The sequence below is a fragment of the Nocardia sp. NPDC023852 genome, assembly GCF_040639505.1.
Classification (GTDB): Bacteria; Actinomycetota; Actinomycetes; order Mycobacteriales; family Mycobacteriaceae; genus Nocardia.
This window is the reverse complement of the sequence record NZ_JBFAAB010000003.1, coordinates 100,083-125,892: the sequence shown is the minus strand read 5'-3', so window position 1 is coordinate 125,892 and position 25,810 is coordinate 100,083. Positions and strand designations below refer to the sequence as shown.

Here is a 25,810-nt window from a genome sequence, read left to right as displayed (position 1 = left end):
TGTTCTAGTCTCAGAGGCGAGTGAGAGTTGGTTATCAGTCGACCAGGCAGGAGCAGGTCCCGAGATGACGCAAGAAGTGACCGAACGGGTCGAAGCGCTGTTGCCGATGCTGCGCGAGCACGCGCAGGAGGCCGAGGACCTGCGGCGCATCCCCGACGAGACCATGAAAGCGTTGCAGGAGTCCGGCTTCTTCCGGTTGCTCCAGCCTAAGCAGTGGGGCGGCCACGCGGCCGACCCGGTGGTCTTCTACGACACCGTACGCAAGATCGCCAGCGCGTGCGGCTCCACCGGCTGGGTGGCAGGCATTGTCGGCGTGCACAATTGGCATCTGGCCCTGTATGCGCAGCAGGCGCAGGAAGACGTCTGGGGCGAGGACACCGAGGTGCGGATCTCCTCGTCCTACGCGCCGATGGGTGCGGGCACAGTCGTCGACGGCGGCTACCTCGTCAACGGCGCGTGGGCTTGGTCGTCCGGTTGCGACCACGCGACCTGGGCGGTACTCGGCGGTCCGGTGATCAAAAACGGCAAGCCGGTGGACTTCGGCAGCTTCCTCATTCCCCGCGACGACTACCGCATTGATGACGTATGGAACGTGGTCGGACTGCGCGGCACGGGATCCAACACCGTGGTGGTCAAGGATGCCTTCGTGCCCTCGCATCGGTTCCTGAGCTTCCGCGCCATGAGCGAGCTCAAATCTCCTGGCCTGCAACAGAATCCAGATCCGGTATACAAGATGCCATGGGGCACAATCCATCCCACCACAATCTCCACCCCGATCGTCGGTATGGCCTACGGCGCGTACGAGGCGCACGTCGAGCACCAGGGCAAGCGCGTGCGCGCGGCCTACGCGGGCGAGAAGGCCAAGGACGACCCGTTCGCCAAGGTGCGCATCGCGGAGGCGTCCAGCGATATCGACGCGGCATGGCGGCAGCTGTCGGGCAACGTGGCCGACGAGTACGCGCTGCTGGTGGCGGGCAAGGAGATACCGTTCGACCTGCGCGTGCGGGCGCGGCGCGACCAGGTTCGGGCCACCGGCCGCTCGATCGCCGCCATCGACAAGCTGTTCGAGAGCTCCGGCGCCACCGCGCTGGCCAATGACACTCCACTGCAACGCTTCTGGCGTGACGCGCACGCGGGCCGAGTGCACGCGGCCAACGATCCCGAGCGTGCGTACCTGATGTACGGCACGCACGAGTTCGGGCTGCCCGTCACCGACGGCATGGTGTAGGAGAAACCGTGACCTCGACCGTGGAACTCACCGCCGAAACGACATCGCGCTACGCGCAGGTGCGCCCCGACCTGCGGCTGCACTATCACGAGGCCGGCGTCGGCAACGGCCCGACAATCGTCCTGCTGCACGGCGGCGGCCCCGGAGCGTCTTCGTGGTCGAACTTCGCCCGCAACATCCCCGTGCTCGCGCAGAATTTTCATGTGCTCGCGGTGGATCAGCCCGGGTACGGCCGCTCGGACAAGCCGACCGAGCATCCGCAGTATTTCGTGCACAGCGCCTCGGCGCTGAAGGATCTGCTCGACCACCTGCGGATCACCTCGCGGGTGCACCTGCTGGGCAATTCGCTCGGTGGGGGCGCCGCGGTGCGGTTCGCCCTGGACTACCCGGATCGGGCCGGAAAGCTGATCCTGATGGGTCCCGGCGGGCTGAGCACCAATCTGTTCGCGCCCGACCCGACCGAGGGCGTGAAGCTGCTCGCCAAGTTCAACTACGAGCCGACCAGGGAGAACCTTGCGGCATTCCTGCGCATCATGGTCTTCGACCAGTCGCTGATCACCGACGAGCTGATCGACGAGCGGTTCGCCTCGGCGAGCACGCCGGAAGCGCTGGCGGCGACCCGCGCGATGGGGAAGTCGTTCGCCGGAGCGGACTTCGAGAAGGGCATGCTCTGGCGCGACGCCTACCAGCTTCGTCAGCCGGTGCTGCTGATCTGGGGTCGCGAGGACCGGGTCAACCCACTCGACGGCGCGCTCGTGGCGACGAAGGTGATCCCCCGCGCGCAGCTGCACGTCTTCGGCGGCTGCGGGCACTGGGCTCAACTGGAGAAGTTTCACGAGTTCAACCGGCTGGCCATCGATTTCCTCGCAGGCGTCAAGGAGACACAGGAGAAGTGATGGGAATCCGCTCACTGGGATATCTGCGCATCGAGGCGACCGATATGGCCGCCTGGCGAGAGTATGGGCTCAAGGTGCTCGGCATGGTCGAGGGCAAGGGCTCCGACCCGGAAGCGCTGTACCTGCGCATGGACGAGTTCCCGGCCCGGCTGGTGATCGTCCCCGGCACGAAGGACCAGCTGCAGATTTCGGGCTGGGAGACCGCCGATGCCGAAGAGCTGCAGGACATCCGCAACCGGTTGGACGCGGCCGGGGTGCCTTACAAGGAAGGCACCGCGACGGAACTGGCCGACCGCCGAGTCTACGAACTGATCCGCTTCGACGACCCCTCCGGCAACACCCTCGAGGCGTTCCACGGGGCCGCGCTGGAGCATCGCCGGGTGGTCAGCCCCTATGGGCACAGGTTCGTCACCGAGGAGCAGGGGCTCGGGCACGTGGTGCTCAGCACCAAGGACGACAAGGCAGCGCTGGAGTTCTACCGCGACGTGCTCGGCTTCCGACTGCGCGACTCGATGCGGCTGCCACCGCAGATGGTCGGGCGCCCGGCCGACGGCGAGCCCGCCTGGCTGCGCTTCTTCGGCTGCAACCCGCGGCACCACTCGCTGGCCTTCCTGCCCATGCCGACGCCGAGCGGAATCGTGCACCTGATGCTCGAGGTGCGCAACGCCGACGACGTCGGGCTGTGCCTGGACCGCGCGCTGCGCAAGAAGGTCAAGATGTCGGCGACGCTCGGGCGGCACGTCAACGACAAGATGCTTTCGTTCTACATGAAGACACCGGGCGGATTCGACGTCGAATTCGGCTGTGAGGGTTTGGAAGTGGACGACAGCGACTGGATCGCCAGGGAATCCACCGCGGTGAGTCTGTGGGGTCACGACTTCACCGTCGGGCAGCGACAGCAGTGACCGGGAGGGCGAGCGAAACGATGACCGCGGACGGGCGAGCCGAGATCGATCCACGGCAGTTCCGGAATGTGCTCGGGCAGTTCTGCACCGGCATCACGGTGATCACTACCCTCGACGGCGACCAGGCCCCGATCGGCTTCGCTTGCCAGTCCTTCGCCGCCCTCTCGCTCGAGCCGCCGCTCGTGCTGTTCTGCCCTACCAAGGCATCCCGGTCCTGGGCGGCGATCGAGAAGTCCGGGCGTTTCGGCGTGAACGTGCTCGCCGAAGAACAGCGCGAGCTGTGTGCCCGCTTCGGCTCCCGCGAACCCGACAAGTTCGCCGACGCCGCCTGGCACACCTCCGACTTGGGCCTTCCGCTTCTGGACGACGCACTGGCCACCATCCAGTGCACCGTGGACAGCGTCGTAGATGGCGGCGACCACTACATCGTGATCGGCCGCGTCCAGACGATGTCCGAGACGACAGCCTCCGGCAGACCCTTGCTGTTCTACCGTGGCCAATACACCGCCATCGAACCCGAGAAGACCACCCCGGCCCCCTGGCGCGCCGACCTCGAACACTTCCTCACCACGACCACCCTCGATACCTGGTTGTAGAGGCCGGGACGACACGAACGGCCCAACGGGATATCGGTGGTTTCGGCGGCGGTCACCACGCTGCCGATAACTCCGCAGCCATATGTAGCAAGCCGTGCTACAGGGGGCTACAATCTCTGTCATGAAGGTGATCACGCAACGAGAATTCCGCAACAACTCAGCGGCGGTCATGAATGCGGTCGAGGCCGGGGAGACCTTTCGCGTCACCCGCAACGGTGTCCAGGTCGCGGAGGTACGACCGGTCGGCCGGCAGCGCCGCCGAACCGCCGAAGAACTCGTCGAACGACATCGCAAACTTCCGCGCGTCGAGTACGCCCGAATGCGGCAAGAGGCGGACGAATTCTTCGGAACGGAAGATCGCGTCGAGGACGACGATGCTTGGGGACCGCGTTCGTGAGCGAGCGACACACATCGGGCGTGATCGACACCTGCACCTACATCGACCTGTACGAACTCGATCCGGCGGTCCTACCCCAGTTACCCGAGGTCACGGCGATCACACTGGCCGAATTGCACCAAGGCGTTGCGATGGCGAAGGACGCCGCCACACGTGCAGCACGATCCGAGCAACTCGGCGCCGCCATCGTCGACTTCGATCCACTGCCGTTCGACGAGGACGCCGCGACCCGCTACGGCACTCTGGTAGCCCTCACCCTGGCCGCGAAGCGCGACCCGCGGCCCCGCCGGATGGACTTGCTCATCGCGGCGATTGCGTCAGTGCGCGGATTACCGCTCTACACCCGCAACAGCGGAGACTTCCGCGGGCTGGAAAGTATGGTCGAGATCGTGGCCGTCTAGGCCGTGTCTCCAAATCGCAACAATCGATGTCACGCCGTCCACGGCAGTCGAGGCCGGACTCGAGCAGGTTGACATCGTCGACGGGCCCGCGCCGCCAGTCCACTTTTGCTGTCGAAACAAAAGTGCTCAATCGGTGAGCACTTCAGTGCGCAGGATGAGTACAGGACCAGCACCGCAACCCGGGAGACCACCATGGACCAGTTCGATGGCACCGAAATCCGCACCTGCGCCGACGTTGCCCAGTGGGAAGGTTGGCTCGCCGATAACCACGACCGCGCCACGAGTGTCTGGCTGAAGATCGCGAAGAAGGGGGCCGCGGATACGACGATCACCATCGCCGAGGCTCTCGACGGCGCGCTCTGCTTCGGCTGGATCGACAGCCACCGCCGCCGCCTCGACACCGACTACTACCTTCAGCGTTACTCCCCGCGCCGCCCCAAGAGCCCGTGGTCCAAGGTCAACGTCGCCAAAGCCGAGGCGCTCGTCGCGTCCGGCCGCATGCGCGCTCCTGGCTTCGCCGCCATCGCAGAAGCTCGCTTCGATGGCCGTTGGTCGGCCGCATACGAACCCCAGCGCACCGCGATAATTCCCGCCGATCTATCCACCGCACTCGCCGAGAACCACCGCGTCCGAGCGTGTTTCGATCAGCTCGACCGCACGGGGCAGTACGCCCTCTTCCTTCGATTGATGAAGTCGCGGAACCCCGCCGAGCGCAGGACCCAGCTGCGACGGATGCTCGCGGAATTGAGCGAAGAAGCGGCCCAGGCGGCCGGTAGGAAACCGTAACGGATGACCTCGGCATGCCGGCCGCTCGCTGAGCGGACGACATCGTGCGCGACAGCACGGCGTCACGTGCGCTTCCTATAGCCCGACGAGGTCGGCCATCAGGTTCATGTGGTGCTGAAAGTAGCTGGCTCGGGCCTCGATGGTGCCGTCGAGGCGGCCGAAGATTTCGAACGTGACCAGGCCGAAAAGTTGGGTCCAGCCGACGAAGACGCGGTCGAGAACTTCCTCGGGCAGGTCGGATGCCTGCTGTTCGCTCAGTGCTCGCAGGTCCGCGCGAACCAGTTCAGGCACGGGCGATGAGAGCGGTGCGGGATCGAGGCGGCCCGCGGCGACAGCGTCGGTGGCTATATCGGCCAGCAGCAGCACCACCTTCGAGGCCAGAGCGACAGTGTCTTTCGGCGCATCGTATCCAGGGACCGGGCTGCCGTAGAGCAGCCCGTATTCGGCGCGATGCGCGGTGGCCCAGTCCCGCACGGCCGAGCAGACCGCCAACCACCGCCCGCGATACTCGTGCGCAGGCACCTCCGCGTCGGCTGCCGCGGCAGCCGACGCGAGTGACTGGTAGGCCTCCATGAGCAGGGCGGTCAGCAGGTCGTCGCGGCTCGGGAAGTACCGGTAGAGCGCGGAGGCGACGATGCCCATATCGCGCGCGACGCCGCGCAGCGACAGGTTCGCGCCGTCGACGGCCAGCCTTTTGCGAGCGGCCGCCTTGATCTCCTCGGTCATTTCGGTGCGGACCCGAGCGCGCAGTGACGATGCGGACATACCCGCAGTGTAGAGAACAATCAACCGCCCGAGGAACGATGGACCATTTCAAGAACACTGTTCTTGACAGAGATCATCGTTCGCAGGTATGGTGATGTCGCCTTCGAGAACAGTGTTCTCGAAACGGAACGCCAGACGGGAACGCACACTATGTCTATTCATGTTGTCATCGGAGCAGGTCCGGTGGGTTCGGCCACCGCGCTGCTGCTTGCCGGTCGAGGCGACGAGGTTCGCCTCATTACCCGCCGCGGCACCGGACCGCGCCACCCACGGATCGAGCGGATCGCCGCCGACGCCACCGATTCGTCCAGCCTCAGTACGCACAGTGCGGGCGCTACCGCGATTTATCAGTGCGCGCAGCCCGAGTACCACCGGTGGCCCACCGACTTCCCCCCGCTGATCCAGTCCGCGATTTCCGCCGCGGAGACAACCGGAGCGGTGCTTGTCACCGTCGGCAACCTCTACGGCTACGGCGCGGTCGACACACCGATCACCGAACAACACCCGCTCCGTCCCAATTCCACGAAAGGTCGCACGCGAACCGGACTCTGGAATGCGGCATTGACGGCGCACCGAGCAGGCCGTATTCGCACTGCGGAGGTGCGCGGATCTGATTACCTGGGTGCCGGAGCGAATTCGGCGTTCACGGTCATGGTGCTTCCGGCGGTCCGCGCGGGAAAGCAGGGACTGTTTCCCGGCGATCCGGATGCGCCGCACAGCTGGACCGTCATCGACGATATGGCGCGGACGCTCGTGGCGGTGGCCGACGATGAAACCGCTTGGGGCAGAGCATGGCACACACCCACCGCCGCACCGCTGTCGGTACGCGCCCTTGCCCAACTGGCGGCGGACCTCGCGGGCGCACCGCTCGCACGAGTGCGCCGCATGCCTGCGGCAGTGCTGTGGACCGCGGGCCTGTTCGATTCGAATGCCCGCGAGATGCGCGAAGTGCGGTATCAGTTCGACCGGCCGTTCGTGCTCGATTCCAGCGCTGCCACCACGACATTCGGCATCGAGCCCACCGCCACCGCGGTTGCCGTGCAAGCCACTCTCGACGATCTTTCCACTGCGGAGCGAGATGCGGCCGGGCGATCCTGACAGCGACTTCCCCGCCCGATCAGAACGCTACCGAGCGCCTTACCCAGCTGCGGCGACTACCCGACCAACCGACCCAATCGGCTGCGGGAGCAACCGGGCGCGCTTCTCTCAATTGTTGTCTGCTCAGGCCATACAAACGCGGATCGGATACTGATGATGACCGCTCGCTACTGGTCGCGCGCCCGGCCGTCAGGGATATACGGCAGGCAGCGGGCGCCGAACTGAAACCGCTTGGGGATCGGCAGGGCACGCGCGAGGATGAATCCGTGATTCTCCTTGTACCCGCTGACGTGCTCCGCCCGCACCAGGCCGATGAGCATTTCGCCGCCGAGGCGGATGCCGCCCGTGCCGCGGGAATGGATGTCGCACTGGTCGACCATGATGCGTTGACCAGACCCGATGGCGCCGACGAAGCTGTTCGCCGGGTGCGGGTGCCTGGCAAGGCGATCTATCGAGGGTGGATGTTGCGTAGCGGCCGATACGCAGCGTTCGATCAAGCACTGCGACGCCGGAACGTGCTGCTCGAGACCGACTCCGAGCGATACCGGCGGGCACACGAGCTGCCCGGCTGGTATCCCGCGCTCGCCGATATGACACCTCGGTCGGTATGGACCGTCGGACACGACCGCACTACGTTCGATCGCGCGTGTCGTGAACTAGGACCGGGTCCTGCCGTTATTCGCGACTACACCAAGTCGATGAAGCACTACTGGCATGAAGCGGCATTCATTCCGGAGGTCGCCGACCCAGACGCCGCTTGGCGTGTGGCGAGTAGATTTCGGGAGCTGCGCGACCAGGAGATGACCGGCGGATTCGTGCTCAGGCGTTTCGAGCGGTTCCTCTCGGCCGAGGTTCGCACCTGGTGGATCAACGGCCGCTGCCGGTTGATCGGACCCCACCCCGACACGCCGGAGGAAATATCCGCTGCCGAGTTCGACCTGGCCGCGGTCGAGCAACCCATTGCCGGCCTTGGGCTCCCCTTCGTGACAGCAGACTTCGCTCTGCGTGCCGACCGAGTGTGGCGTTTGGTGGAACTCGGCGACGGTCAGGTGAGCGACCGGCCCAGCACCATCCCACCCGAGGTGTTGATTACTGCCCTTCGCCATGGTTTTCGTTGCTAGCCGGCACGCGAACGAAAGGTTCCGTTCGCGGCTCGCGTCACCAGCCGATCAGGTGGAGACCGTGGCCTTCTCCCGCTGCAGTTCGAGGGCGATGTCGATGAGTTGGTCTTCCTGACCGCCGACGAGTTTGCGTTTGCCCGCGCGCACAAGCATTTCGGCGGCGGAGACGCCGTAGCGTTCGGCCTGGCGTTCGGCATGCTTGAGGAAGCTGGAGTACACGCCCGCATACCCCATCATCAAGGCCTGGCGGTCGAGCAGGCATTCCTGCGGCATTGCGGGGCGGACCACATCTTCGGCGGCGTCGGCGATGGCGAAGAAGTCTATGCCGGTCTTGATGCCGAGTTTGTCGCAGACACCGACCAGGGCCTCAACCGGGGTGTTGCCCGCGCCCGCGCCGAAACGGCGTGCGCTGCCGTCGATTTGAGTGGCGCCCGCGCGAATCGCACAGACCGAGTTGGCGACCGCGAGGTCCAAGTTCTCGTGGCCGTGGAAGCCGACTCGAGCGTCGTCGCCCAGCTCCGCGACGATCGCCGCGACCCGATCCGAAACCTGCTCCAGGACAAGCGCTCCCGCGGAGTCGACCACGTAGACACACTGACAGCCCGCGTCGGCCATGATGCGGGCCTGCTTGGCTAGCACCTCGGGAGGTTGGGTGTGCGACATCATCAGGAATCCGACGGTCTCCAGACCGAGTTCGCGCGCAAGCCCGAAGTGCTGGATGGACACGTCGGCCTCGGTGCAGTGGGTGGCGATCCGGCAGATGGAGGCGCCGTTGTCCTGCGAGACCTTGATGTCTTCTTTGACACCCACACCGGGCAGCATCAGCACGGCGATCTTGGCCTGCACGGCCGTCTCCGCGGCGATGGTGACAAGTTCCTGCTCAGGCGTCTTGGAGAAGCCGTAGTTGAACGACGAACCACCCAGGCCGTCGCCGTGGGTCACCTCGATCACCGGAACACCCGCGCCGTCCAGTGCCGCGACGATGTCGCGGACCTCCGTGGCGGTGAACTGGTGGCGCTTGTGGTGCGATCCGTCGCGCAGCGAAGTATCCGTGACGCGGATGTCGAGTTCTGCTGAATAGGCCATTTTTCGCTCCTTACGCCCGGGCCGCGGTGTCTGATTGGTCGCCTCGCTGTGTTGAATCGGCGTTGCTCGCAGGCCCTCCGTGGTTACGCAAGCTACCGCCTACGGGCCTGTTGCTCGCGCCGCTGGCTCGGCTTCGGATCTGGTCGGCGATGACCTCGCCCACCTGCGTCGCGGCGGCGGTCATGATGTCGAGGTTTCCCGCGTACGGCGGAAGGAAGTCGCCTGCGCCCTCGACCTCGACGAACACCGAGACCTTCGCCATGCCGCCGGACACCACCGACGGCTGGTCGAACTGCGGTTCGTTGAGCAGCCGATAGCCGGGCACATACTGCTGGATGTCGGCGACCATGCGGTAGATGGAGTCGGCGACCACGTCGGTATCGGCGTCTTCGGGTATGGCGCAGAAGATGGTGTCGCGCATGATCATCGGCGGCTCGGCGGGGTTCAGGATGATGATCGCCTTGCCGCGCTGCGCACCGCCGATAGTCTCGACGCCGCGGCTGGTGGTCTTGGTGAACTCGTCGATATTGGCGCGGGTGCCGGGCCCCGCCGAGACCGACGACACCGACGCGACGATCTCCGCGTAGGGCACCGGTACCACCCGCGACACGGCGGCGACAATCGGGATTGTCGCCTGGCCGCCGCAGGTGATCATGTTGACGTTCGGCGCGTCGAGATTCGACCCCAGATTGACCGGCGGCACGACGGCGGGACCCACGGCGGCGGGCGTGAGATCCACCGCGCGGATGCCCGCCTCCGCATAGCGCGGCGCGGCGGCACGGTGCACGTACGCCGAGGTCGCCTCGAAGATCAGGTCCGGCAACTCGGACTGCCCGAGCAGCCGATCGACACCTTCGTGCGAGGTTTCCAGCCCGAGGCCGCGGGCGCGCTTCAAGCCCTCGCTGTCCGGGTCGATGCCGATCATCCAACGCGGCTCGACCTTCTCCGAACGCAGCAGCTTGTAGAGCAGATCGGTACTGATGTTGCCGGACCCGACGATCGCGGCGGTGACGGTCCCCTTCACGGACACGACAGCCCTCCTAGGTGAATTGCAAACGGACGGAACCGAGTCCGGCGAACTCGGCGTGGAACGCGTCGCCCGGACGGGCGTCGATCGCACGGGTGCACGAGCCGGGCAGCACGATGTCGCCCGCCTTCAGCCGCACCCCGAAACTGGCGACCTTGCGCGCCAGCCAGGCCACCGCGATCACCGGGTCGCCGAGCACTGCGTCGCTGCGGCCCTCGGCGACGACCTCGCCGTTGCGGGTGAGCACCGCGTCGATTGCCTTGATGTCGATATCCTTCGGCGCGACGCGCTGCGCGCCGAGCACGAAGCCGGCGGAAGATGCGTTGTCGGAGATGGTGTCGGCCAGGCCGATGTTCCAGTCCTTGATCCGCGAGTCGATCAGCTCGATCGCCGGCGCGAAGGCGACCGTGGCGGCGAGCACGTCCTCCTCGGTGCAGTCGGCGCCGGGTAGGTCGGCGCCGAGCACAAACCCGACTTCCACCTCGACGCGCGGAAACAGGTAGCGACCCGCCTCCACCGGAACGTCCTCGTAAACTTCCATTTCCGCGAGCAGGTGCCCGTAATCGGGCTCGTCGACCCCCATCATCTGCTGCATGGCCTTCGACGAAAGGCCCACCTTGTGGCCGACCACCCGGGCACCGCTGTCGAGTCTGCGTCGGATATTGATCAGCTGGATCCGGTAGGCGTCGACCACGTCGATGCCGGCGTACCTGGCGACCAGCGGATCGATCGCCACTCGGTCGCGCTCGGCGCGCTCGAGTTCGTCGGCAAGTTCGGTTCGTACCGCGTCGGACAGCACGCTATTCTCCTTCCACTGTTGCTTGATCGAGCGCCGGGACCTGCTCACCCGCCGCGGATCGCCCGGCCCGGCGGCCGGAGAAAATGCAATCGGACAGCGAAAGGCCGCTGACGTAGGACTTGGAGCAGATGCCGATCGCGGTCCGGCCTGCCGCGAAGAGGCCGGGAATATCCTTTCCCTCCGTGGACTTCACCGCGCCGGTGTGCTCGTCCACGACGACGCCGCCGAGGGTGAGCATCGGGCACGGGTTTGCCAGGCTCGGTTTGATGCCCACATCCAACAGCCAGAACGGGCCGGTGCGAATCGGTTTCGTGAACTCGGCCGGCTTGCCGACCGGATCGGGTGCGCCGGTGTCGATCGCGGCGTTGTGCGCCTCGACCGTCGCGCGCAGACCGGCTGCACCGATCCCGGCTTTCGCCGCAGCCTCCTCCAGCGTGGCGCCGCGAATCGCGGTGCGCCGCATAGCCTCGAACTGTCCGCGCTGGAACCAGGCGCCTTGCTTGCCGATCTGGCCGATCGCCGTGCGCATCAAGGCTTCATCGGCGAGCAGCCAGCCCTTGCCGCCATGCTCGGTGATCAGCGCGTGGCCGACCGCGGCGCCGTAGCGGGTCTCGTCGATCACCCGGCGGCCGTCCGCGTCCACCAGCACCGCGCCGGTAAAGGCGCTGGGCGGCAGGAGGAAGCGCCACGCCGAGACGTTGTCCATGCGGCCGACGGCCGCGCCGACCCGCTGCGCCATCAGGATGCCGCTGCCGTCGTCACCAGTGGTACCGAGCGCGAGACCACCCCGGTATCGCGGCGCGTACTGCCGCACCATGTCGCGGTTGGCGATGAACCCGCCCGCGCTGACTATTACGCCCCTGCGTGCCAGGACGCGAATCGTCGTGCCATATCGGCGTTCCATGCCCGCGAGCCGTTTCTCCAGCGCCCGCCGCAGCGGTGGATAGTAGATGCCCGGCTTCGCCGCGATGGTCGCCATGCGGGTGTAGCGGTCGCGGATCCGGCCGGGCGCATCGCGCAGCGTGTGGCACTCGACGCCGATCACCGAGCCCACCTCGTCGGTGAGCAATTGCGTTGCTCGCGTGAGTGTTTCCACCCGCACACCGAGCCGGGACGCGGAGGCGGCGAGCGGACCGGTGAGCTTCTTGCCCGAGGTGCCCCTACCCTTCACTCGATGTCCGCGCTGCGCGGGCGGGATGTCCCGGAACGCGCCGGAGATCTCACTGCCGGAGTAGTACAGGTAGTAGCGATCGTTCGGATAAGAGGTCTTGTACGGGCACAGCGATGCCTCGAACGGCACGCCATGGCCCTTCAACCACTCGATCGACGCGGCGCTCTCGTCGACGAACCGACGCAGCGTCTCGGGCGTCACCACATCGCCGACCTCGCGCTCCAGGTAGGCGTACATCGACTCGGGAGTGTCCTCGACCCCGGCCTCCCGCTGCACCGAGGTGCCGCCGCCCGCGTAGATGATTCCGCCGGACAGCGCCGACGCGCCGCCCCCGGCGAACCGCTCGAGCACAAGCACCTGCGCGCCCGCCGCGGTGGCTTCCAGCGCGGCGGCCGCACCCGCGGCGCCGTATCCGACCACGACAACGTCGGTGGCCAGGTCAAATTCGAGGGCCATGCACTTCACTCCGGTCCTAAACTGAAACAAGTTTTCTCGACAGATAGAACGTCGAGCAAGTCTTCTGCCACACAACATAGACCAATGGCGCGTCTATTCTATAACGTGTTCTACATGACTGATCGGGAATACGACGTGGTGGTCGTCGGCAGCGGCGCCGCCGGAATGACCGCCGCCCTCACCGCCGCCCACCACGGGCTGAGCGTGGTGCTCATCGAAAAGGCCGCGCACTACGGCGGGTCGACCGCGCGCTCCGGTGGTGGCGTGTGGATCCCGGGAAACAAGGCGCTGCGTGCGTCCGGTCGGCCCGACGACCGCGAGGACGCGCGGACCTACCTGCACAGCATCATCGGCGACGTCGTGCCCAAGGATCGGATCGACACCTACATCGACCGCGGCGCCGAGGCCTTCGACTTCGTGCTCGACCACACGCCGCTGCGGATGCGCTGGGTGCCGGGCTACTCCGACTACTACCCCGAGGCACCGGGCGGCCGCGCCGAAGGACGCTCGTGCGAACCCAAGCCCTTCAACGGCAAGATCCTCGGCGCGGAGCGCTTCAATCTGGAGCCGCCCTACAGCAAAGCCCCGCTGAACGTCGTAGTCACCCAGGCCGATTTCAAGCAGCTCAACCTCATCCGACGGCATCCGCGCGGCATGCTGCGCGCCATGCGGGTCGGCGTCCGCACCACCTGGGCCCGGCTCACCGGCAAGCATCTGCTCGGCATGGGGCAGGCGCTGGCCGCAGCCCTCCGCAAAGGACTGCTGGACGCGGACGTGCCGCTGCTGCTGAACACCCCGCTGACGGGGCTGATCATCGAGAACGACCGGGTCACCGGCGTCGCGGCCGAACACGAGGGCCGGACCATCCGCTTCACCGCCCGCCACGGCGTAGTGCTTGCCAGCGGCGGCTTCGAGCACAACGACGAGATGCGGCGAAAATACCAACGAGAGCCGATCACCACCGAATGGACCACCGGCGCGCCCGCCAACACCGGCGACGGCATCCGCGCCGGTCTCGAGCTCGGCGCGGCCGTCGCCATCATGGCCGACGCCTGGTGGGGGCCGACGATCTTCAAGGGCGGCAAGCCCTGGTTCTGCTTGGCAGAGCGCAATCTGCCCGGCTGCGTCATCGTCAACGCCGACGGTCAGCGATTCGGGAATGAGTCCGCTCCTTACGTCGAGGCGGTGCACACCATGTACGGCGGCGAGCACGGGCAGGGTGACGGTCCCGGCGTGAATGTGCCCGCCTGGCTGGTGTTCGACCAGCGCTACCGCAACCGCTACATCTTCGCGGGCCTGCAACCGGGTCAGCGTTTTCCATCCCGCTGGATGGAGAACTACCTCATCGTGCAGGCGCCGACCCTCGCCGAACTCGCTACCGAGATCGGTGTGCCCGAGCAGAACCTCGCCGCAACCATCGAACGGTTCAACAGCTTCGCGGCCACCGGCGTGGACGAGGACTACCACCGCGGCGACAGCGCCTACGACAAGTACTACGGCGACCCCACCGTGAAGCCGAACCCCTGCCTGGCCGCGTTGGTGGAGGGACCGTTCTACGCGGCCAAGATGGTGCCCGGCGACCTCGGCACCAAGGGCGGCCTGGTCACCGACACCGCGGGCCGGGTGCTGCGAGAGGACGAGACCGTCATCGAGGGCCTCTACGCCTCCGGCAATGTCAGCGCCCCGGTGATGGGCCACACCTACGCCGGTCCTGGCGCCACCATCGGTCCCGCACTCACCTTCGGCTATCTGGCGGTGCTCGACATCGTGAAGCGCAGGAAAGACCAACCCGCTGCCGCGTCAGCCGGAGGCATGATGTGACGGCAGGGGCGCAGGCTCCCATCGACGCCGATGCGCGCCCAGGTAGTGACTATCCAGGCATGCACACGGGGCCCCTGCCCACGATCGATCCATCCCACGACAGGACCGCCATAGCCGAGTGCCTGCGCCGCACGCCGGATCAGGTCAGGTCGGCGCGACCCCGACGTCCGCTGCGACCTCGAAATCCAACGGCGTCCCGATCCGTCCACAATCATGAACAAGGAGTACTGATGCCCATCGACCCGAAGATCGCGCTCGGCGCGGCACTGCCGAGCCGGCAGTTCGCCTGGACGCCGTCGGATGTCCAGCTCTACCAGCTCGGTCTCGGCGCGGGTGCACGCTGGGCCAACGCCGCCGAGCTACGCTACCTGGACGATCGGGCACCTCAGGTGCTGCCGACCTTCGCCACTGTGGCACAGACGCTGCACGAGACCGAACCGCCGAAGGTGAGCTTTCCCGGCATCGATATCGATCTGGCGAAGGTCGTGCACGGCCACCAGGAGGTCGAGGTACACCGCCCGATCCCGGCGGCGGGCAAGGCGACCAGCACCGGCCGGATCACGGAGATCTGGGACAAGGGCTCCGCCGCGGTGGTCGTGCAGGAGCACACCATCACCGGCTCCGATGGCGCGCCGCTGTGGACCGCGCGCTCCTCGATCTTCGCCAAGGGCGAGGGCGGCTTCGGCGGCGAGCGCGGCCCGAGCACCAACACCGAACTTCCGGACCGCGCACCCGATTTCGAGGTGACGACGCCGACGCTGCCGCAGCAGGCGCTGTTGTATCGGATGTGTGGCGACCGCAATCCCCTGCACTCAGACCCGGAATTCGCCCGCGCGGCAGGCTTTCCCGCGCCCATCCTGCATGGGCTGTGTACCTATGGCATCGTCTGCAAAACCGCGACGGACACCGTGCTCGGCGCCGACGCGAGCCGGGTCACCGGCTTCCGCGCCCGGTTCGCGGGCGTGCTGTATCCGGGCGAGACGATCCGGACCCGGATCTGGCGGCGGGACGACGAGCTGACCATCGCGGCGACCGTTGTCGAACGCGACGACGCACCGATCCTCGGCGACGTGACGCTGCGCTTCCTGACGGCCTGACGGCGACACCTCCCGCCGAACGTCGACAGCCCACCGGACCCCTCGAATACCCGGCCATTGGACCGACGGATGTACATCGGCCCCGGTCGTGCGCGGAGAAGCCGCACCAAGGTCTTTGAGAGCGTCGAGGTAGCGTCCGAGGATGTCGTGGCATCGAGGGTGGCATCGGCGCTGAGGGCACCTATACCGCTTTCCTCGAGCTGAAATTCCGGAAAAGATCGAAGTATGAGCAGCGGGACCGGCGCCCTCATCCGCCAACTTCGTTTGTCTAAAGGCTGGTCGCAGGGAAGACTGGCCGATGAACTATGCAAAGCTTCTGGTGCCAATATCAACCGCGAATACATCTCCCGGCGTTGGGAATCCAACGCCACCGAACCATCGGCGTTTTGGCTACGTCATCTAGCGGCGGTGCTTGATTGTCCCTCTGAGTTGTTGGAGGCAAATGTGAACCGGCGCGAATTCCTGAGCCACCTGGCCGCTACGTCCGTTGCGCCTGTCATAGCGTCCGACCTCCTGGCCCAGGGTTTCTCGGCGCGGCTCAGCACGGCTCGACCCGATATCGAGGAGTGGGAAAACCGGCTTGTCACCTATGGCCGCGATTACATGAGCGCTGGCGCCGCTGAGATTCAGCGGCGGCTGGCAGCTGACATGGTGGTGCTGCAACAGCAGTTGGATTCACCGCGGATGTGGTCGATCGCCGCGCGCCTGATGACCCTGTACGCCAAAACTTTTCCGGGCAGCGACGGCCGTAAGGCGATCAACTGGTACTCGATGGCGACCGAAGCGGCCGACCGATCCGAGGTCACCGACATCCGGGTGTGGGTTCGTGGGCGGGCAGCGATCGCGTTGGGCTACGAGGGCGCGGCGCTGCCCGTAGCGCACCATTTCGCCGATGAGGCGTTGGCGATCAGTGACCGGCCTGGTTTGGGTCGGCTCAACGCACTGTGGGGGAAGGCGCACGCTGCCACAATCCTCGGCGATAAAGACACGGCGGCGGGGCTGATCGCCGTGGGTCGCCGGGAGTTCGATCTGTCCGGGTCCGAGGACCAGTCGAGTGACTACGCGGTGCCGTGGTGGCGGGTGAACGTCTTCCTGTCCCTTCTGGCCGCCCGCTTGGGTGACGAGCGGACCGCGACGGCGGCCCAGGAAGCGGCGCGGGCGGAATTGCCGGAGTCGCTGCCGCGGTTCCGGACGCATCTGGATATGCATCAGGGGTTGATGCTTGCGCGTGCGGGTGACCAAGCGGAAGGTGTCAAGGTCGCGCGGGAGGCGTTGAACGCGTTACCGCCGGAGAAGCATTCGCTGACGTTGCGAATGTTGATGAGCGAGATCGAAACACCTGTTTCCGCAACGAAAACGTGAGTTCAGCTGTGCTGAGCAGGGGCCGGTCCGGCCCATTGGTCGGGTTGGGTCTCGTCAAGCACCGGTGGACGGCTGTGGTTCCGGACCGCTCCGCGCCGGAAGGACTTTCTACACAAGACCACCACGAGGTTGGCGAGAACCAAATCGGCCATCGCGGTGGAGACGTTGAATGTCAAGGGTATGGCCGCTAACCGGAGGCTGGCGCGCGCGATCTCTGATGCCGGGTTCGCCGAGTTCGTGCGTCTGCTGGAGTACAAGGCCAGCTGGTACGGGTCGAGGGTGTGGAAGGCCGACCGCTGGTTTGCCTCGTCGAAGACCTGCGGGGCCTGCGGTCGAGTCGAACGCGACTTGACCCTGGCTGAGCGGACCTGGGGGTGCTCGGGTTGTGGTGTGGTGCATGACCGTGACCACAACGCGGCCCGCAATGTGCTGGCCGCGATGCCGACACCGAACCCGAACATGTGGTCCTCGCCGGGAAGTTCCCTGGAGAGGTGAAACGCCTCGCCGAGACCGCGTAAGACCACGGCCCTTTCCGGGCCGGGCAGCAGTCGATGACGCAGGAAGAGCCTCAGCGCTGACAAGCACCGAGACTCACGCAACGGTAGCGCCCCCACCGATCCGAGCGAGCGAGCGGCCCGCTCGGGATGGAATCGCATGCCTCGCCGGGACCTCCTCTTGATCGGCGGCAGTCGGCGGGGCCCGATGGATATCTCGGGCCTCGCTTTTACCGCATCTGCCGCTCAGCGGCGCCAACCCTGTTGGCTGTAGGTGCAGCCGGTGCGGTGGGCTCGGATGCCTGCGTTCGAGTAGGGAATGAGAGTCGATTCGGGGAGTCCGGTGAGGGGAAACCAGCGTAGTTCATAGGACTTGCCGGGCTCGCGGTTGACCGGGTCTCCGGACCAGCGGTGGGTTTCGAAAAAGAGGCCGAGGCGGGGTTCCAGCCCGGACCCGACGACATGAGCGGTGTGGATATGGTGTAAGTCCGCCTCGTCGATCACCACACCTACCTCCTCGTATGCTTCGCGGACGGTAGCCGCGGTAGCGGATTCACCCGCCTCCAGCTTGCCCGCGGGGAGATGCCAGAGACCGTCGAACTCGTCGTCGCTGCGTCGCTTGCTCAACAGCAGGTCGTCCCCGCTGACCAGCAGAACGTGCACGTCGACCAGATGCCTGGTGGTCATGGGGCTCCTCTCCGTGCGGCCGCGCGGACGTCCTGCCACCCCGCCGACCGCACGATCGTTACGCCCGTACCGGCCGACAGCTTCGCGACCCGCCGAACATACCGCCGGGCCGCCCCTGGCCGAACGACTCCGATCCCACCCACGCGGCGCACGTCAGCCGCTCGAGCTAAACCGTGCATGCACGCCGAAACCATCGGACAGCCGCCCACCATGGCAGAGCTCACTGCCGCAGCCGGCGCCTCCCGGCTCGCGCACGCCGTCGGTACTGCGCCACGCGCTCGGCGCGGTACGGGCGATGGGATTCACTGAGCGCTGAGCACCAGCCCGGAGGTCGGTACGCCAGTGCCTGCAGTGACCAGGATGTTCTCCAGATTCTCCACCGGGTTGACCGAAGTGCCACGGATCTGCCTTACCGCCTCGGCGATGCCGTTCATGCCGTGGATGTAGGCCTCGCCGAGTTGGCCGCCGTGAGTGTTCAGTGGCAGACGGCCGCCGAGCTCGATGGCTCCGTCGGCGATGAAGTCCTTCGCCTCACCGCGAGCACAGAAGCCGAGTTCCTCCAACTGCATGAGGACGAAGGGGGTGAAGTGGTCGTAAAGGATGGCAGCCTGCATGTCGCCGGGGCTCAGCCCGCTCTGCGCCCACAACTGGTCGCCGACCAAACCCATTTCCGGAAGTCCGGTCATGGCATCGCGGTAGTAGCTGGTCATCACGTACTGGTCGGCGCCGGAACCCTGGGCGGCCGCGGCGATTACGGCCGGCCGCTGCGGCAGGTCGCGGGCGCGCTCGACGCTGGTCACCACGATCGCGACGCCGCCATCGGACTCCTGACAGCAGTCCAGCAGGTGCAGCGGCTCGGCGATCCAGCGCGAATTCTGGTGATCCTCCAGCGTGATCGGCTTGCCGTAGAAGAAGGCGGCCGGGTTCACCGCGGCGTGCTTGCGGTCGGCGACGGCCACTGCGCCGAAATCCGCACTGGTGGCGCCGTAGACGTGCATGTAGCGGCGGGCCACCATCGCCACCTGCGCGGCAGGTGTGCCGAGGCCCTGGGGATAGGACCAAGCCGCGTCGATGCCCGACGAGGTGGGCGCGGTCGCCAGCGCCGTGGAGAACTGCCCGAACCGCGACACCGAACGCTCATTGAACGCGCGGTAGGCGACGACCACGTCGGCGATGCCGGTGGCCACCGCCATGGCGGCCTGCTGGACGGTGGCACATGCCGCGCCGCCGCCATACCCGATGTGACTGAAGAACTTCAGCTGCGGGATACCGACCGCCCTTGCCACCGCGGCCTGAGTGTTGGTGTCCATGGTGAACGTGGTCAGGCCGTCGACATCGGCCGCCGTGAGACCCGCGTCCGCCAACGCGGCGGTGACCGCTTCGGCGGCCAACCGCAGCTCGCTGCGGCCGGAGTCCTTGGAGAAATCGGTGGCGCCGATGCCGACGACGGCCGCACAGCCCGAAATGGTCTGCTCAGTCATCGGCCCTCCGCAACGCGATGACAACTGTGGCCGTGATGTGGTCACCGAGGCTGTCCCTGCCGACCACGTCGATATGGATGTCGTCGCCCTCCAGTGCGGTCACCGTGCCGGAGAGCGTCAACGTGTCCTCCGCGTACAGCGGAACACCGAGGCGCAGCGCGATCGATTTCACGATCGCGCGCGGCCCTGCCCAGTCGGTGACGAAGCGCTGCACCAGCCCGGTATCGGTGAGGATATTGACGAAGATGTCCTTGGAGCCGCGTGCGACGGCCTTGTCCCTGTCGTGGTGCACGTCCTGGAAATCCCTGGTCGCCAGGGCCGTACTGATCACGAAAGTCGGATCGGCGGTGATCATGAGTTCGGGCAGCACGGTGCCGACCCGCACAGCATCCGGTTCCACGGTGGCGGTCATGCCGTGTCCTTTTCTCGCATGGCCGGGGCCCCGCGTGGTGACGCGAGCTGCCGCCGGGCCTGACCGGTCATGCGATCACCTGCCAGATCGGCAGGGTCGCCTCGTCGTCGAGTTTCTCGAAGCCCGCCTGGACCGGCAGGCCGACCCGCACCTCGGCTGGGTCGATGCCGCGCAGTTCACCGAGCATGCGGACACCTTCCTCCAATTCGACCAACGCGACCACGAACGGCAGCTGCCGCCCCGGTACCTTCGGCGCGTGGTGCACGACGTAACTGAACACGGTGCCGCGCCCGGAGGCGACGACGTAGTCGGTCGGCTTCGACTTGTCCTGCCAGATGGCCGGAATGGGCGGGTGCCGCAGCGATCCGTCCGGCAGCCGCTGGATGCGCAGCTCGCCGACCTTGGTTCCCTCCCAGAAGAATTCGGTGTCGCCCGAGACCAACGGCTTGACCCGGGCACCGGCGGCGGGTTGCGGCGCCGCGCCGGTGCCAGGCGCGAACTTCAGCAGACGGAACAGCATCTCGGCGACGACTTCGTCGCCCACATGCCAGCTGGTCAGGAAGGTGACGAACCAACCGTCCCCGAGCGCCGTTCGCTTGGGACCGCTGATGTCGGACAACCTGCTGGTAACCGAAAGCTCTTCCCCGACATTGAGATACCGGTGATAGGTCTGCTGGCAGTCGGTGGCGACCACGGAGGTGTATCCCGCCGCGTCGAGCAGTTCGGTGACCGCACCCATCGGGTCGTCGGCAGGCCGGGAACCGTTGAGGCCGAACATGGTCCATACCTGGGCCATCGCGGGCGGCGCGACGACGCCGGGATGTCCGGCAGCACGGGCGGCCTCCTCGTCGACGTAGATGGGGTTGGTGTCGCCCAGCGCCTCCACCCAGTTGTTGATCATCGGCTGGTTCACCGGATCGCGCCCGAAACGGCGCGCGCACTCGCCCGCGGCCTTGATGGTCTCGGCTGCGGCGATGATGGCTTCCGGAGTAGTGGTTTCCGGCACGCGCGGCTCCTTACTCGTTATCGGGGTACTCGCGGCAAGCGCAGTCCCGACGAGGCGACCAGCTCGCGCATCACCTCATTGACGCCGCCACCGAAGGTCACCACGAGGTTCTGTTTGGTCTTGCGGTCGAGCCAGGCCAGCAGTTCGCCGGTGGCCGGGTCGGCTGGGTCGCCGTAGCGGCCGATGATCTCCTCGGCGAGCCTGCCCGCCTCCTGGAGCGCTTCGGTGGAGTAGACCTTGGTGGCCGATGCGTCGGCGATCACCTGGGACTGGTCACCGTCGACCTCCGCGGCGGGCGCGGAGGCGGTAGCGGAGCGTAACCACGCAGAGCCCCGCGAACGACGCTCATCGGACTCAGCGTCGGGCGCGACGGGCCCGGAGGCGGTAGCGGAGCGTAACCCCGCAGGGCCCCGCGAACGACGCTCATCGGACCCAGCGGCGACCTGCCAGTTCAGCAGCTCGTTGAGCCGGGCCATGGCGTGGATGCGGCCGAGCGAACGACGCACGTCGATCTCACCGAGCACGCCGCGCGGCTGCGCCCAGTCCCGCACCCGGTCGTAGAGCTGCTCGATCTTGCCGGAGGGCCCGAGACTCACCCGCTCGTGGTTGAGCTGCGTCGTGATCAGCTTCCAACCCCGGTTCTCCTCGCCGACCAGCATGTTCGCCGGAACGCGCACATTGTCGAAGTAGGTCGCGTTGGTGTGGTGGGCGCCATCGCAGGTGATGATCGGCGTCCACGAGTAGCCGGGATCGGTGGTGTCCACGATCAGGATGGTGATACCGCGGTGGCGCGACTCGAGCGACCCGGTGCGGCAGGCCAGCCAGACGTAGTCGGCCTCGTGCGCGCCCGTGGTGAAGATCTTCTGCCCGTTGACGATCCAGTCCCCGGCGTCGTCGCGCACCGCGGAGGTCCGCAGCGACGCTAGATCGGTCCCCGCCTCGGGCTCGGAGTAGCCGATCGCGAAGTGAATATCGCCTGCGAGGATTCCTGGCAGGAACTGCTTCTTCTGTTCCTCGGTGCCGAACTGCTGCAATGTCGGTCCGACCGTCAGCAGGGTCACCAGCGGAAGTGGGACATCGGCACGGACGGCCTCGTTGAAGAAGATCTGCTGCTCGACCGGCCCGAAGCCCTGGCCGCCGTATTCCTTCGGCCAGCCGACGCCGAGCCAGCCGTCGCGCCCCATCCTGCGCACCACTGCGCGGTAGGCATCGCCATGGCGGTTCGCCGCCATCTCGGCCTCCTCCTGAGGAGTCACGAGATCGGCGAAGTATGAGCGCAGTTCGTCACGTAATCGACGCTGCTCGGTAGTCAGGTCGATGAACATCTGGCCCCCAAACGATCAAGTCGGAACGACGGCCCGCCGAGCCAGCGAGCGATGTCCTTGGCTTGTGAGTAATAGCGATGCATCGGATGGGTCACGTCCACGCCGACACCACCGTGCAGGTGATGGCACTTCTGCATAGCCTGCGGCAATTCCGCGGCGACGGAGTAGGCAAGGATGTCCAGGTCGTCGTCGGTTCGGCCGCGATGCTCCTGGCTCGGACCATCCTGCGCAAGAGCCCAATTAGCCGACAACGCGGCCACGTGCAGGGTGCGGGAGACGACGTACAGATCGGCGATCTGCTGGGCCACCGCCTGGAACTCCGCCAGCGGCCGACCGAATTGACGACGGGTCCGCAGATGCTCGGCGGTCAGGACGAGCGCACCCTTTAGCAAACCGTCGGCGACCGATCCGATCGAGGCAAGTGCCAGCCGGTGCAGGTCGCCGAGACCGGTCGGCCACAGCTGATCGGCGGGTATCTTCACCTGGTCCAGCCGCACGCTGCATTCCGGGATGCCGCCGGAGACCGGAGTCGGTGTCGTCGTGAGCCCTTCGGCTTCCGAATCAACAAGGGCGATACCGGAATCGGTGGGTACCAGCAGCCAGCGCGCCTGCTCGGCATAGGGCACGGCAACCTTGTGCCCGGTGATGCGCACCGTGTTACCACTGACAACCGCGGTGGTCTCCGGCTTCACCGTGAACGGCGCCGCAGGTTCGCTCAGCGCCGCGGTCAGCACAGTGCCCTTGGCGACCTCGGGCAGCACCTGCTCCCCGATGCTCTCCGGCGCGGAGGCCAACAGCGGCAGCACGCCGAAGCCGAGCGTCGGCAGGGCCGGCACCGCGACCGCGTCCGTCGCCAGCTCGGTGAGCAGCACCGATACTTCGAGCAGGCCCATCCCATCACCGCCGTGCCGCTCCGGCAGCGCGATCGACAGCAGTCCGGAGTCGACCAGTCTCGGCCATAGCTCCATATCACGGGCCGACTCGCGCTCCATCAAGCTCACGACGACTTCGGCCACGGCATCCTGGCCCTCTTCCCTGGTGAAGTCCACGCTTTTCTCCCAGTTGTCTCGGCGACTAGCTGTCAGCGTCACGAGGCAGCCCCAGAATCCGCTCACCGGCCACGGTGAGCAGAATCTGCTCGGTTCCACCAGCGATCGATAAACAGCGCGTGAGCAGGAACTCCTTCGCCACTTCGGCATCCTGCGCGCCGATCGGCCCTGTCGTCTCGACAGCGAATTCCGCGACCGCCTGGCGGTGGCGTACCCCGAGCAACTTGCGTACGCTACCCTGCGCGCCGGGGTCACCGCCCGCCAACATTCGGACCGCGGCGCGCTGCTCTAGCAAAATTCCGGCGATCGCCTCGGCGATGAACCCGCCGAGCCGGTCGTTCAGCAGTTCCGCGCCGGGCCCCGTGGCGGGCGATTTCGCGATCAGCTCCTCGAGCACCGGCCCGATGCCGTTGCCACCCATCGCGACGCGCTCTGTCGACAGGGTCGAGCGGGCGATCTTCCATCCGTTGTTCAGTGCGCCGACCACACAGTCGTCGGGCACGAACACATCGTCGAGGAACACTTCGCTGAAGCGTGCCTCGCCGGTGATCTGCACCAGCGGCCGGACCTCCAGACCTGCGCTGTGCATGTCGACAAGGAAGTAGGAAATGCCGCGGTGCTTGGGCGTGTCCGGGTTGGTGCGGCCCAGGCAGATCGCCCAGTTCGCCTCGTCGCCGAGCGAGGTCCACACTTTCTGCCCGCGCAGCACCCAGCCACCGTCCACCTTCTTCGCGGTGGTGCGCAGCGCGGCCAGGTCCGAGCCCGCCTCGGGTTCGCTGAACAGCTGGCACCAGACCACCTCGCCGCGCAGCGTAGGCCAGGCGAACCGGTCGACCTGCTCCGATGTCCCGTGGCGCAGCAGGGTGGGGATCGCCCAGCCGCCGATGGCCAGGTCCGGGGCGGTGAGACCCGCGCGGCGCAGTTCCTCGGAGATCATCAGACCGGTCATCGGGTCCGCGGCGCGGCCATAGGGTCGTGGCCAGTGCGGCATGACCAGTCCCGCCTCGACCAGTGCGACGCGCTGCTTGTCGGCGGGCAACGCCGCGATCCGCGCGACCTCGGCGGCCAGCTCGTGCGTGGTGCCGTCGTCTGCGGCAGCCACGCCCCCGGCATGAGCGGTCAGGCCCGGAGGCGGCAGCGAAGAGCCACCACGGAGGGCTCCGCTCACGCGAGAAGCAGAATCGGCAGCGAATACCTGGTCGGCGCCGGTGGTGCGCCGCTGTCCAGAACGCGTCAGCTCCGTCACCCTCGCCCGCCAGCGCCCCGAGCCGCCGAGCAGCTGACGCAACGCCACCGCCCTGCGCAGGTACAGGTGCGCGTCGTGCTCCCAGGTGAAGCCGATGCCCCCGAGCACCTGGATGCAGTCCTTGGCGGTCTCGACCGCCGCGTCCAGGGCGATCGCGGCGGCGATCGCGGCGGCGATCGGCAGTTCGGCGCCACCCTCGTCTACCGCGGCCGCGGTGTCAGCCGCGACGGCGCGGATGAGCTCGGTCCGGCACAGCATCCAGGCACAGAGGTGTTTGACCGCTTGGAAGGATCCGATCTTGCGTCCGAATTGCTCGCGCACCTTGGCGTATTCGACCGCGGTCTCCAGGCACCAGCCCGCGAGACCGGCCAGCTCGGCGGCGGCGAGCGCGACGAGAAGATCCCCGGCCGCGTACGGCGCGGCGAACACCCGCTCGGCCGGCACACGCACGTCGGCGCAGTGCACCCGCGCCAGCGGTGTGCTCAGGTCCAGTGGCGCCAGCGGCTCGACCCGCAGACCGGCGGCCTCCGGCGGAACCACGCACCAACGCTGTCCCTGCGGAAGGGATACCGGTAACAGCACCGCGGTTCCCGGCGCCGCACCGAGGACGGAATCCCAGGTACCTGTAAGCGACAACTCGCCGCTCGCGACAGGTACGCTCACCGCCGAACCGACAACGAAGTCGAGCGCGACACCGCAGGGGAGGTCCTCGTCGAGCCGTCCCGCGGTGATCAGATTGGCCAAAGCCGTTGTCAGCACAGGGCCACCGACCAGATCGTGCGCCGCCTGCTCCATCAGGACGGCGAGATCGATGACCGAACCGCCCGCGCCACCCGCATCCTCGGACACCGCGACCCGGAAGATTCCGATCTCGGCCAGCGCAGGCCAGTAGCCGCGCCAGAAGTCCGCCGGGTCGGTCCGCATTGTTGCAGTTGGACGGACCGACGCCGCCCATCCGCGCATCGACTCCTGAACGGCTTTATGCTCGTCAGTGGTGGCGATGGTCACAGTCCATACCGCCTTTCCGGCGTGACTCCCACACCTAGAACATGTTCTAATATCCTAGCCGGGCGTAAGTCAAGACACGATCACCGCCCC

At 66.8% G+C, this 25,810-nt stretch carries 24 protein-coding genes and 1 pseudogene; 13 read left to right on the top strand and 12 right to left on the bottom strand.

Going from position 1 to position 25,810, the window contains the following annotated elements:
• Positions 1 to 64 precede the first annotated feature (64 nt).
• The 7 genes from hsaA (at position 65) to AB0H00_RS08110 (ending at position 5,209) form a co-directional block, all read left to right on the top strand.
• Complete coding sequence (hsaA, locus tag AB0H00_RS08140) at positions 65 to 1,228, top strand: 3-hydroxy-9,10-secoandrosta-1,3,5(10)-triene-9,17-dione monooxygenase oxygenase subunit (RefSeq protein WP_357262742.1); 1,164 nt, start codon at positions 65 to 67, stop codon at positions 1,226 to 1,228.
• Positions 1,229 to 1,236: 8 nt separating this feature from the next.
• On the top strand, positions 1,237 to 2,124 hold the full coding sequence (gene hsaD / locus AB0H00_RS08135) for a 4,5:9,10-diseco-3-hydroxy-5,9,17-trioxoandrosta-1(10),2-diene-4-oate hydrolase (RefSeq protein WP_357262740.1): 888 nt from the start codon (positions 1,237 to 1,239) through the stop codon (positions 2,122 to 2,124).
• Entirely contained in the window at positions 2,124 to 3,029 is a 906-nt protein-coding gene (gene hsaC / locus AB0H00_RS08130; protein WP_357262737.1) for an iron-dependent extradiol dioxygenase HsaC, read from the top strand. Before hsaD ends, hsaC begins: the two co-directional genes overlap by 1 nt.
• Positions 3,030 to 3,049: 20 nt before the next feature.
• Positions 3,050 to 3,625 carry a 3-hydroxy-9,10-secoandrosta-1,3,5(10)-triene-9,17-dione monooxygenase reductase subunit gene (gene hsaB, locus AB0H00_RS08125; protein WP_357262734.1) on the top strand — a complete coding sequence of 192 codons (576 nt, stop codon included), beginning with the start codon at positions 3,050 to 3,052 and terminating at the stop codon, positions 3,623 to 3,625.
• Between the two features lie 121 nt (positions 3,626 to 3,746).
• Positions 3,747 to 4,022 carry a type II toxin-antitoxin system prevent-host-death family antitoxin gene (locus AB0H00_RS08120; RefSeq protein ID WP_357262731.1) on the top strand — a complete coding sequence of 92 codons (276 nt, stop codon included), beginning with the start codon at positions 3,747 to 3,749 and terminating at the stop codon, positions 4,020 to 4,022.
• Positions 4,019 to 4,423 carry a type II toxin-antitoxin system VapC family toxin gene (locus tag AB0H00_RS08115; RefSeq protein WP_357262728.1) on the top strand — a complete coding sequence of 135 codons (405 nt, stop codon included), beginning with the start codon at positions 4,019 to 4,021 and terminating at the stop codon, positions 4,421 to 4,423. Before AB0H00_RS08120 ends, AB0H00_RS08115 begins: the two co-directional genes overlap by 4 nt.
• A 192-nt stretch (positions 4,424 to 4,615) precedes the next feature.
• Positions 4,616 to 5,209: a YdeI/OmpD-associated family protein gene (locus AB0H00_RS08110; protein WP_357262725.1), complete on the top strand. Its 594-nt coding sequence runs from the start codon at positions 4,616 to 4,618 to the stop codon at positions 5,207 to 5,209.
• A 75-nt stretch (positions 5,210 to 5,284) separates the two neighbouring features.
• On the opposite strand, the gene AB0H00_RS08105 is transcribed toward AB0H00_RS08110, so the two are convergent.
• Entirely contained in the window at positions 5,285 to 5,974 is a 690-nt protein-coding gene (locus tag AB0H00_RS08105) for a WHG domain-containing protein (protein WP_357262722.1), read from the bottom strand.
• A 150-nt stretch (positions 5,975 to 6,124) separates the two neighbouring features.
• On the opposite strand from AB0H00_RS08105, the gene AB0H00_RS08100 reads away from it, so the two are divergent.
• Positions 6,125 to 7,072 (top strand): NAD-dependent epimerase/dehydratase family protein, encoded by a 948-nt coding sequence (locus AB0H00_RS08100; protein ID WP_357262719.1) that lies wholly within the window; start codon positions 6,125 to 6,127, stop codon positions 7,070 to 7,072.
• Positions 7,073 to 7,338: 266 nt separating this feature from the next.
• On the top strand, positions 7,339 to 8,193 hold the full coding sequence (locus AB0H00_RS08095; RefSeq protein WP_357262716.1) for an ATP-grasp domain-containing protein: 855 nt from the start codon (positions 7,339 to 7,341) through the stop codon (positions 8,191 to 8,193).
• A gap of 48 nt (positions 8,194 to 8,241) precedes the next feature.
• On the opposite strand, the gene dmpG is transcribed toward AB0H00_RS08095, so the two are convergent.
• The 4 genes and pseudogenes from dmpG to AB0H00_RS08075 all read right to left on the bottom strand — a co-directional run bounded on the left by dmpG (position 8,242) and on the right by AB0H00_RS08075 (position 12,732).
• Positions 8,242 to 9,279, bottom strand: coding sequence for a 4-hydroxy-2-oxovalerate aldolase (gene dmpG / locus AB0H00_RS08090; protein ID WP_357262713.1), 1,038 nt, complete (start codon positions 9,277 to 9,279; stop codon positions 8,242 to 8,244).
• Positions 9,280 to 9,409: 130 nt separating this feature from the next.
• A pseudogene (locus AB0H00_RS08085) lies at positions 9,410 to 10,303 on the bottom strand (acetaldehyde dehydrogenase (acetylating)); the annotation flags it as partial.
• A 16-nt stretch (positions 10,304 to 10,319) separates the two neighbouring features.
• Complete coding sequence (locus AB0H00_RS08080; protein WP_357262710.1) at positions 10,320 to 11,105, bottom strand: 2-keto-4-pentenoate hydratase; 786 nt, start codon at positions 11,103 to 11,105, stop codon at positions 10,320 to 10,322.
• Position 11,106: 1 nt separating this feature from the next.
• Positions 11,107 to 12,732: an FAD-binding protein gene (locus tag AB0H00_RS08075; RefSeq protein ID WP_357262707.1), complete on the bottom strand. Its 1,626-nt coding sequence runs from the start codon at positions 12,730 to 12,732 to the stop codon at positions 11,107 to 11,109.
• 105 nt (positions 12,733 to 12,837) lie between these two features.
• Here AB0H00_RS08075 and kstD point away from each other — a divergent pair, with 105 nt between their 5' ends.
• The 4 genes from kstD (at position 12,838) to AB0H00_RS08055 (ending at position 17,507) form a co-directional block, all read left to right on the top strand.
• Positions 12,838 to 14,553 carry a 3-oxosteroid 1-dehydrogenase gene (kstD, locus tag AB0H00_RS08070; protein ID WP_357263443.1) on the top strand — a complete coding sequence of 572 codons (1,716 nt, stop codon included), beginning with the start codon at positions 12,838 to 12,840 and terminating at the stop codon, positions 14,551 to 14,553.
• 230 nt (positions 14,554 to 14,783) lie between these two features.
• Positions 14,784 to 15,650, top strand: coding sequence for a MaoC/PaaZ C-terminal domain-containing protein (locus tag AB0H00_RS08065; protein WP_357262704.1), 867 nt, complete (start codon positions 14,784 to 14,786; stop codon positions 15,648 to 15,650).
• A 444-nt stretch (positions 15,651 to 16,094) separates the two neighbouring features.
• A complete protein-coding gene (locus AB0H00_RS08060) occupies positions 16,095 to 17,012 on the top strand; it encodes a DNA-binding protein (RefSeq protein WP_357262701.1) in 918 nt (305 codons plus the stop codon).
• Between the two features lie 72 nt (positions 17,013 to 17,084).
• The gene (locus AB0H00_RS08055; protein ID WP_357263441.1) at positions 17,085 to 17,507 is read left to right on the top strand and encodes an RNA-guided endonuclease TnpB family protein; all 423 of its coding nucleotides are present in this window, start codon (positions 17,085 to 17,087) and stop codon (positions 17,505 to 17,507) included.
• A gap of 245 nt (positions 17,508 to 17,752) precedes the next feature.
• Here AB0H00_RS08055 and AB0H00_RS08050 read toward each other — a convergent pair whose 3' ends face one another.
• The 7 genes from AB0H00_RS08050 to AB0H00_RS08020 form a co-directional block, all read right to left on the bottom strand.
• Positions 17,753 to 18,193, bottom strand: coding sequence for an NUDIX domain-containing protein (locus tag AB0H00_RS08050; RefSeq protein ID WP_357262698.1), 441 nt, complete (start codon positions 18,191 to 18,193; stop codon positions 17,753 to 17,755).
• Positions 18,194 to 18,495: 302 nt separating this feature from the next.
• Positions 18,496 to 19,674, bottom strand: a complete 1,179-nt coding sequence (locus AB0H00_RS08045; protein ID WP_357262695.1) for a lipid-transfer protein — start codon at positions 19,672 to 19,674, stop codon at positions 18,496 to 18,498.
• Positions 19,667 to 20,086, bottom strand: coding sequence for a MaoC family dehydratase (locus tag AB0H00_RS08040; RefSeq protein ID WP_357262692.1), 420 nt, complete (start codon positions 20,084 to 20,086; stop codon positions 19,667 to 19,669). The genes AB0H00_RS08045 and AB0H00_RS08040 overlap by 8 nt, the downstream gene beginning before the upstream one ends.
• Positions 20,087 to 20,153: 67 nt before the next feature.
• Positions 20,154 to 21,092, bottom strand: a complete 939-nt coding sequence (locus tag AB0H00_RS08035) for a MaoC family dehydratase N-terminal domain-containing protein (protein WP_357262689.1) — start codon at positions 21,090 to 21,092, stop codon at positions 20,154 to 20,156.
• A gap of 17 nt (positions 21,093 to 21,109) precedes the next feature.
• The gene (locus tag AB0H00_RS08030; protein ID WP_357262686.1) at positions 21,110 to 22,417 is read right to left on the bottom strand and encodes an acyl-CoA dehydrogenase family protein; all 1,308 of its coding nucleotides are present in this window, start codon (positions 22,415 to 22,417) and stop codon (positions 21,110 to 21,112) included.
• Positions 22,402 to 23,466, bottom strand: a complete 1,065-nt coding sequence (locus tag AB0H00_RS08025) for an acyl-CoA dehydrogenase family protein (RefSeq protein WP_357263439.1) — start codon at positions 23,464 to 23,466, stop codon at positions 22,402 to 22,404. Before AB0H00_RS08025 ends, AB0H00_RS08030 begins: the two co-directional genes overlap by 16 nt.
• A gap of 25 nt (positions 23,467 to 23,491) precedes the next feature.
• A complete protein-coding gene (locus AB0H00_RS08020; protein ID WP_357262683.1) occupies positions 23,492 to 25,720 on the bottom strand; it encodes an acyl-CoA dehydrogenase in 2,229 nt (742 codons plus the stop codon).
• Between the last annotated feature and the right edge of the window lie 90 nt (positions 25,721 to 25,810).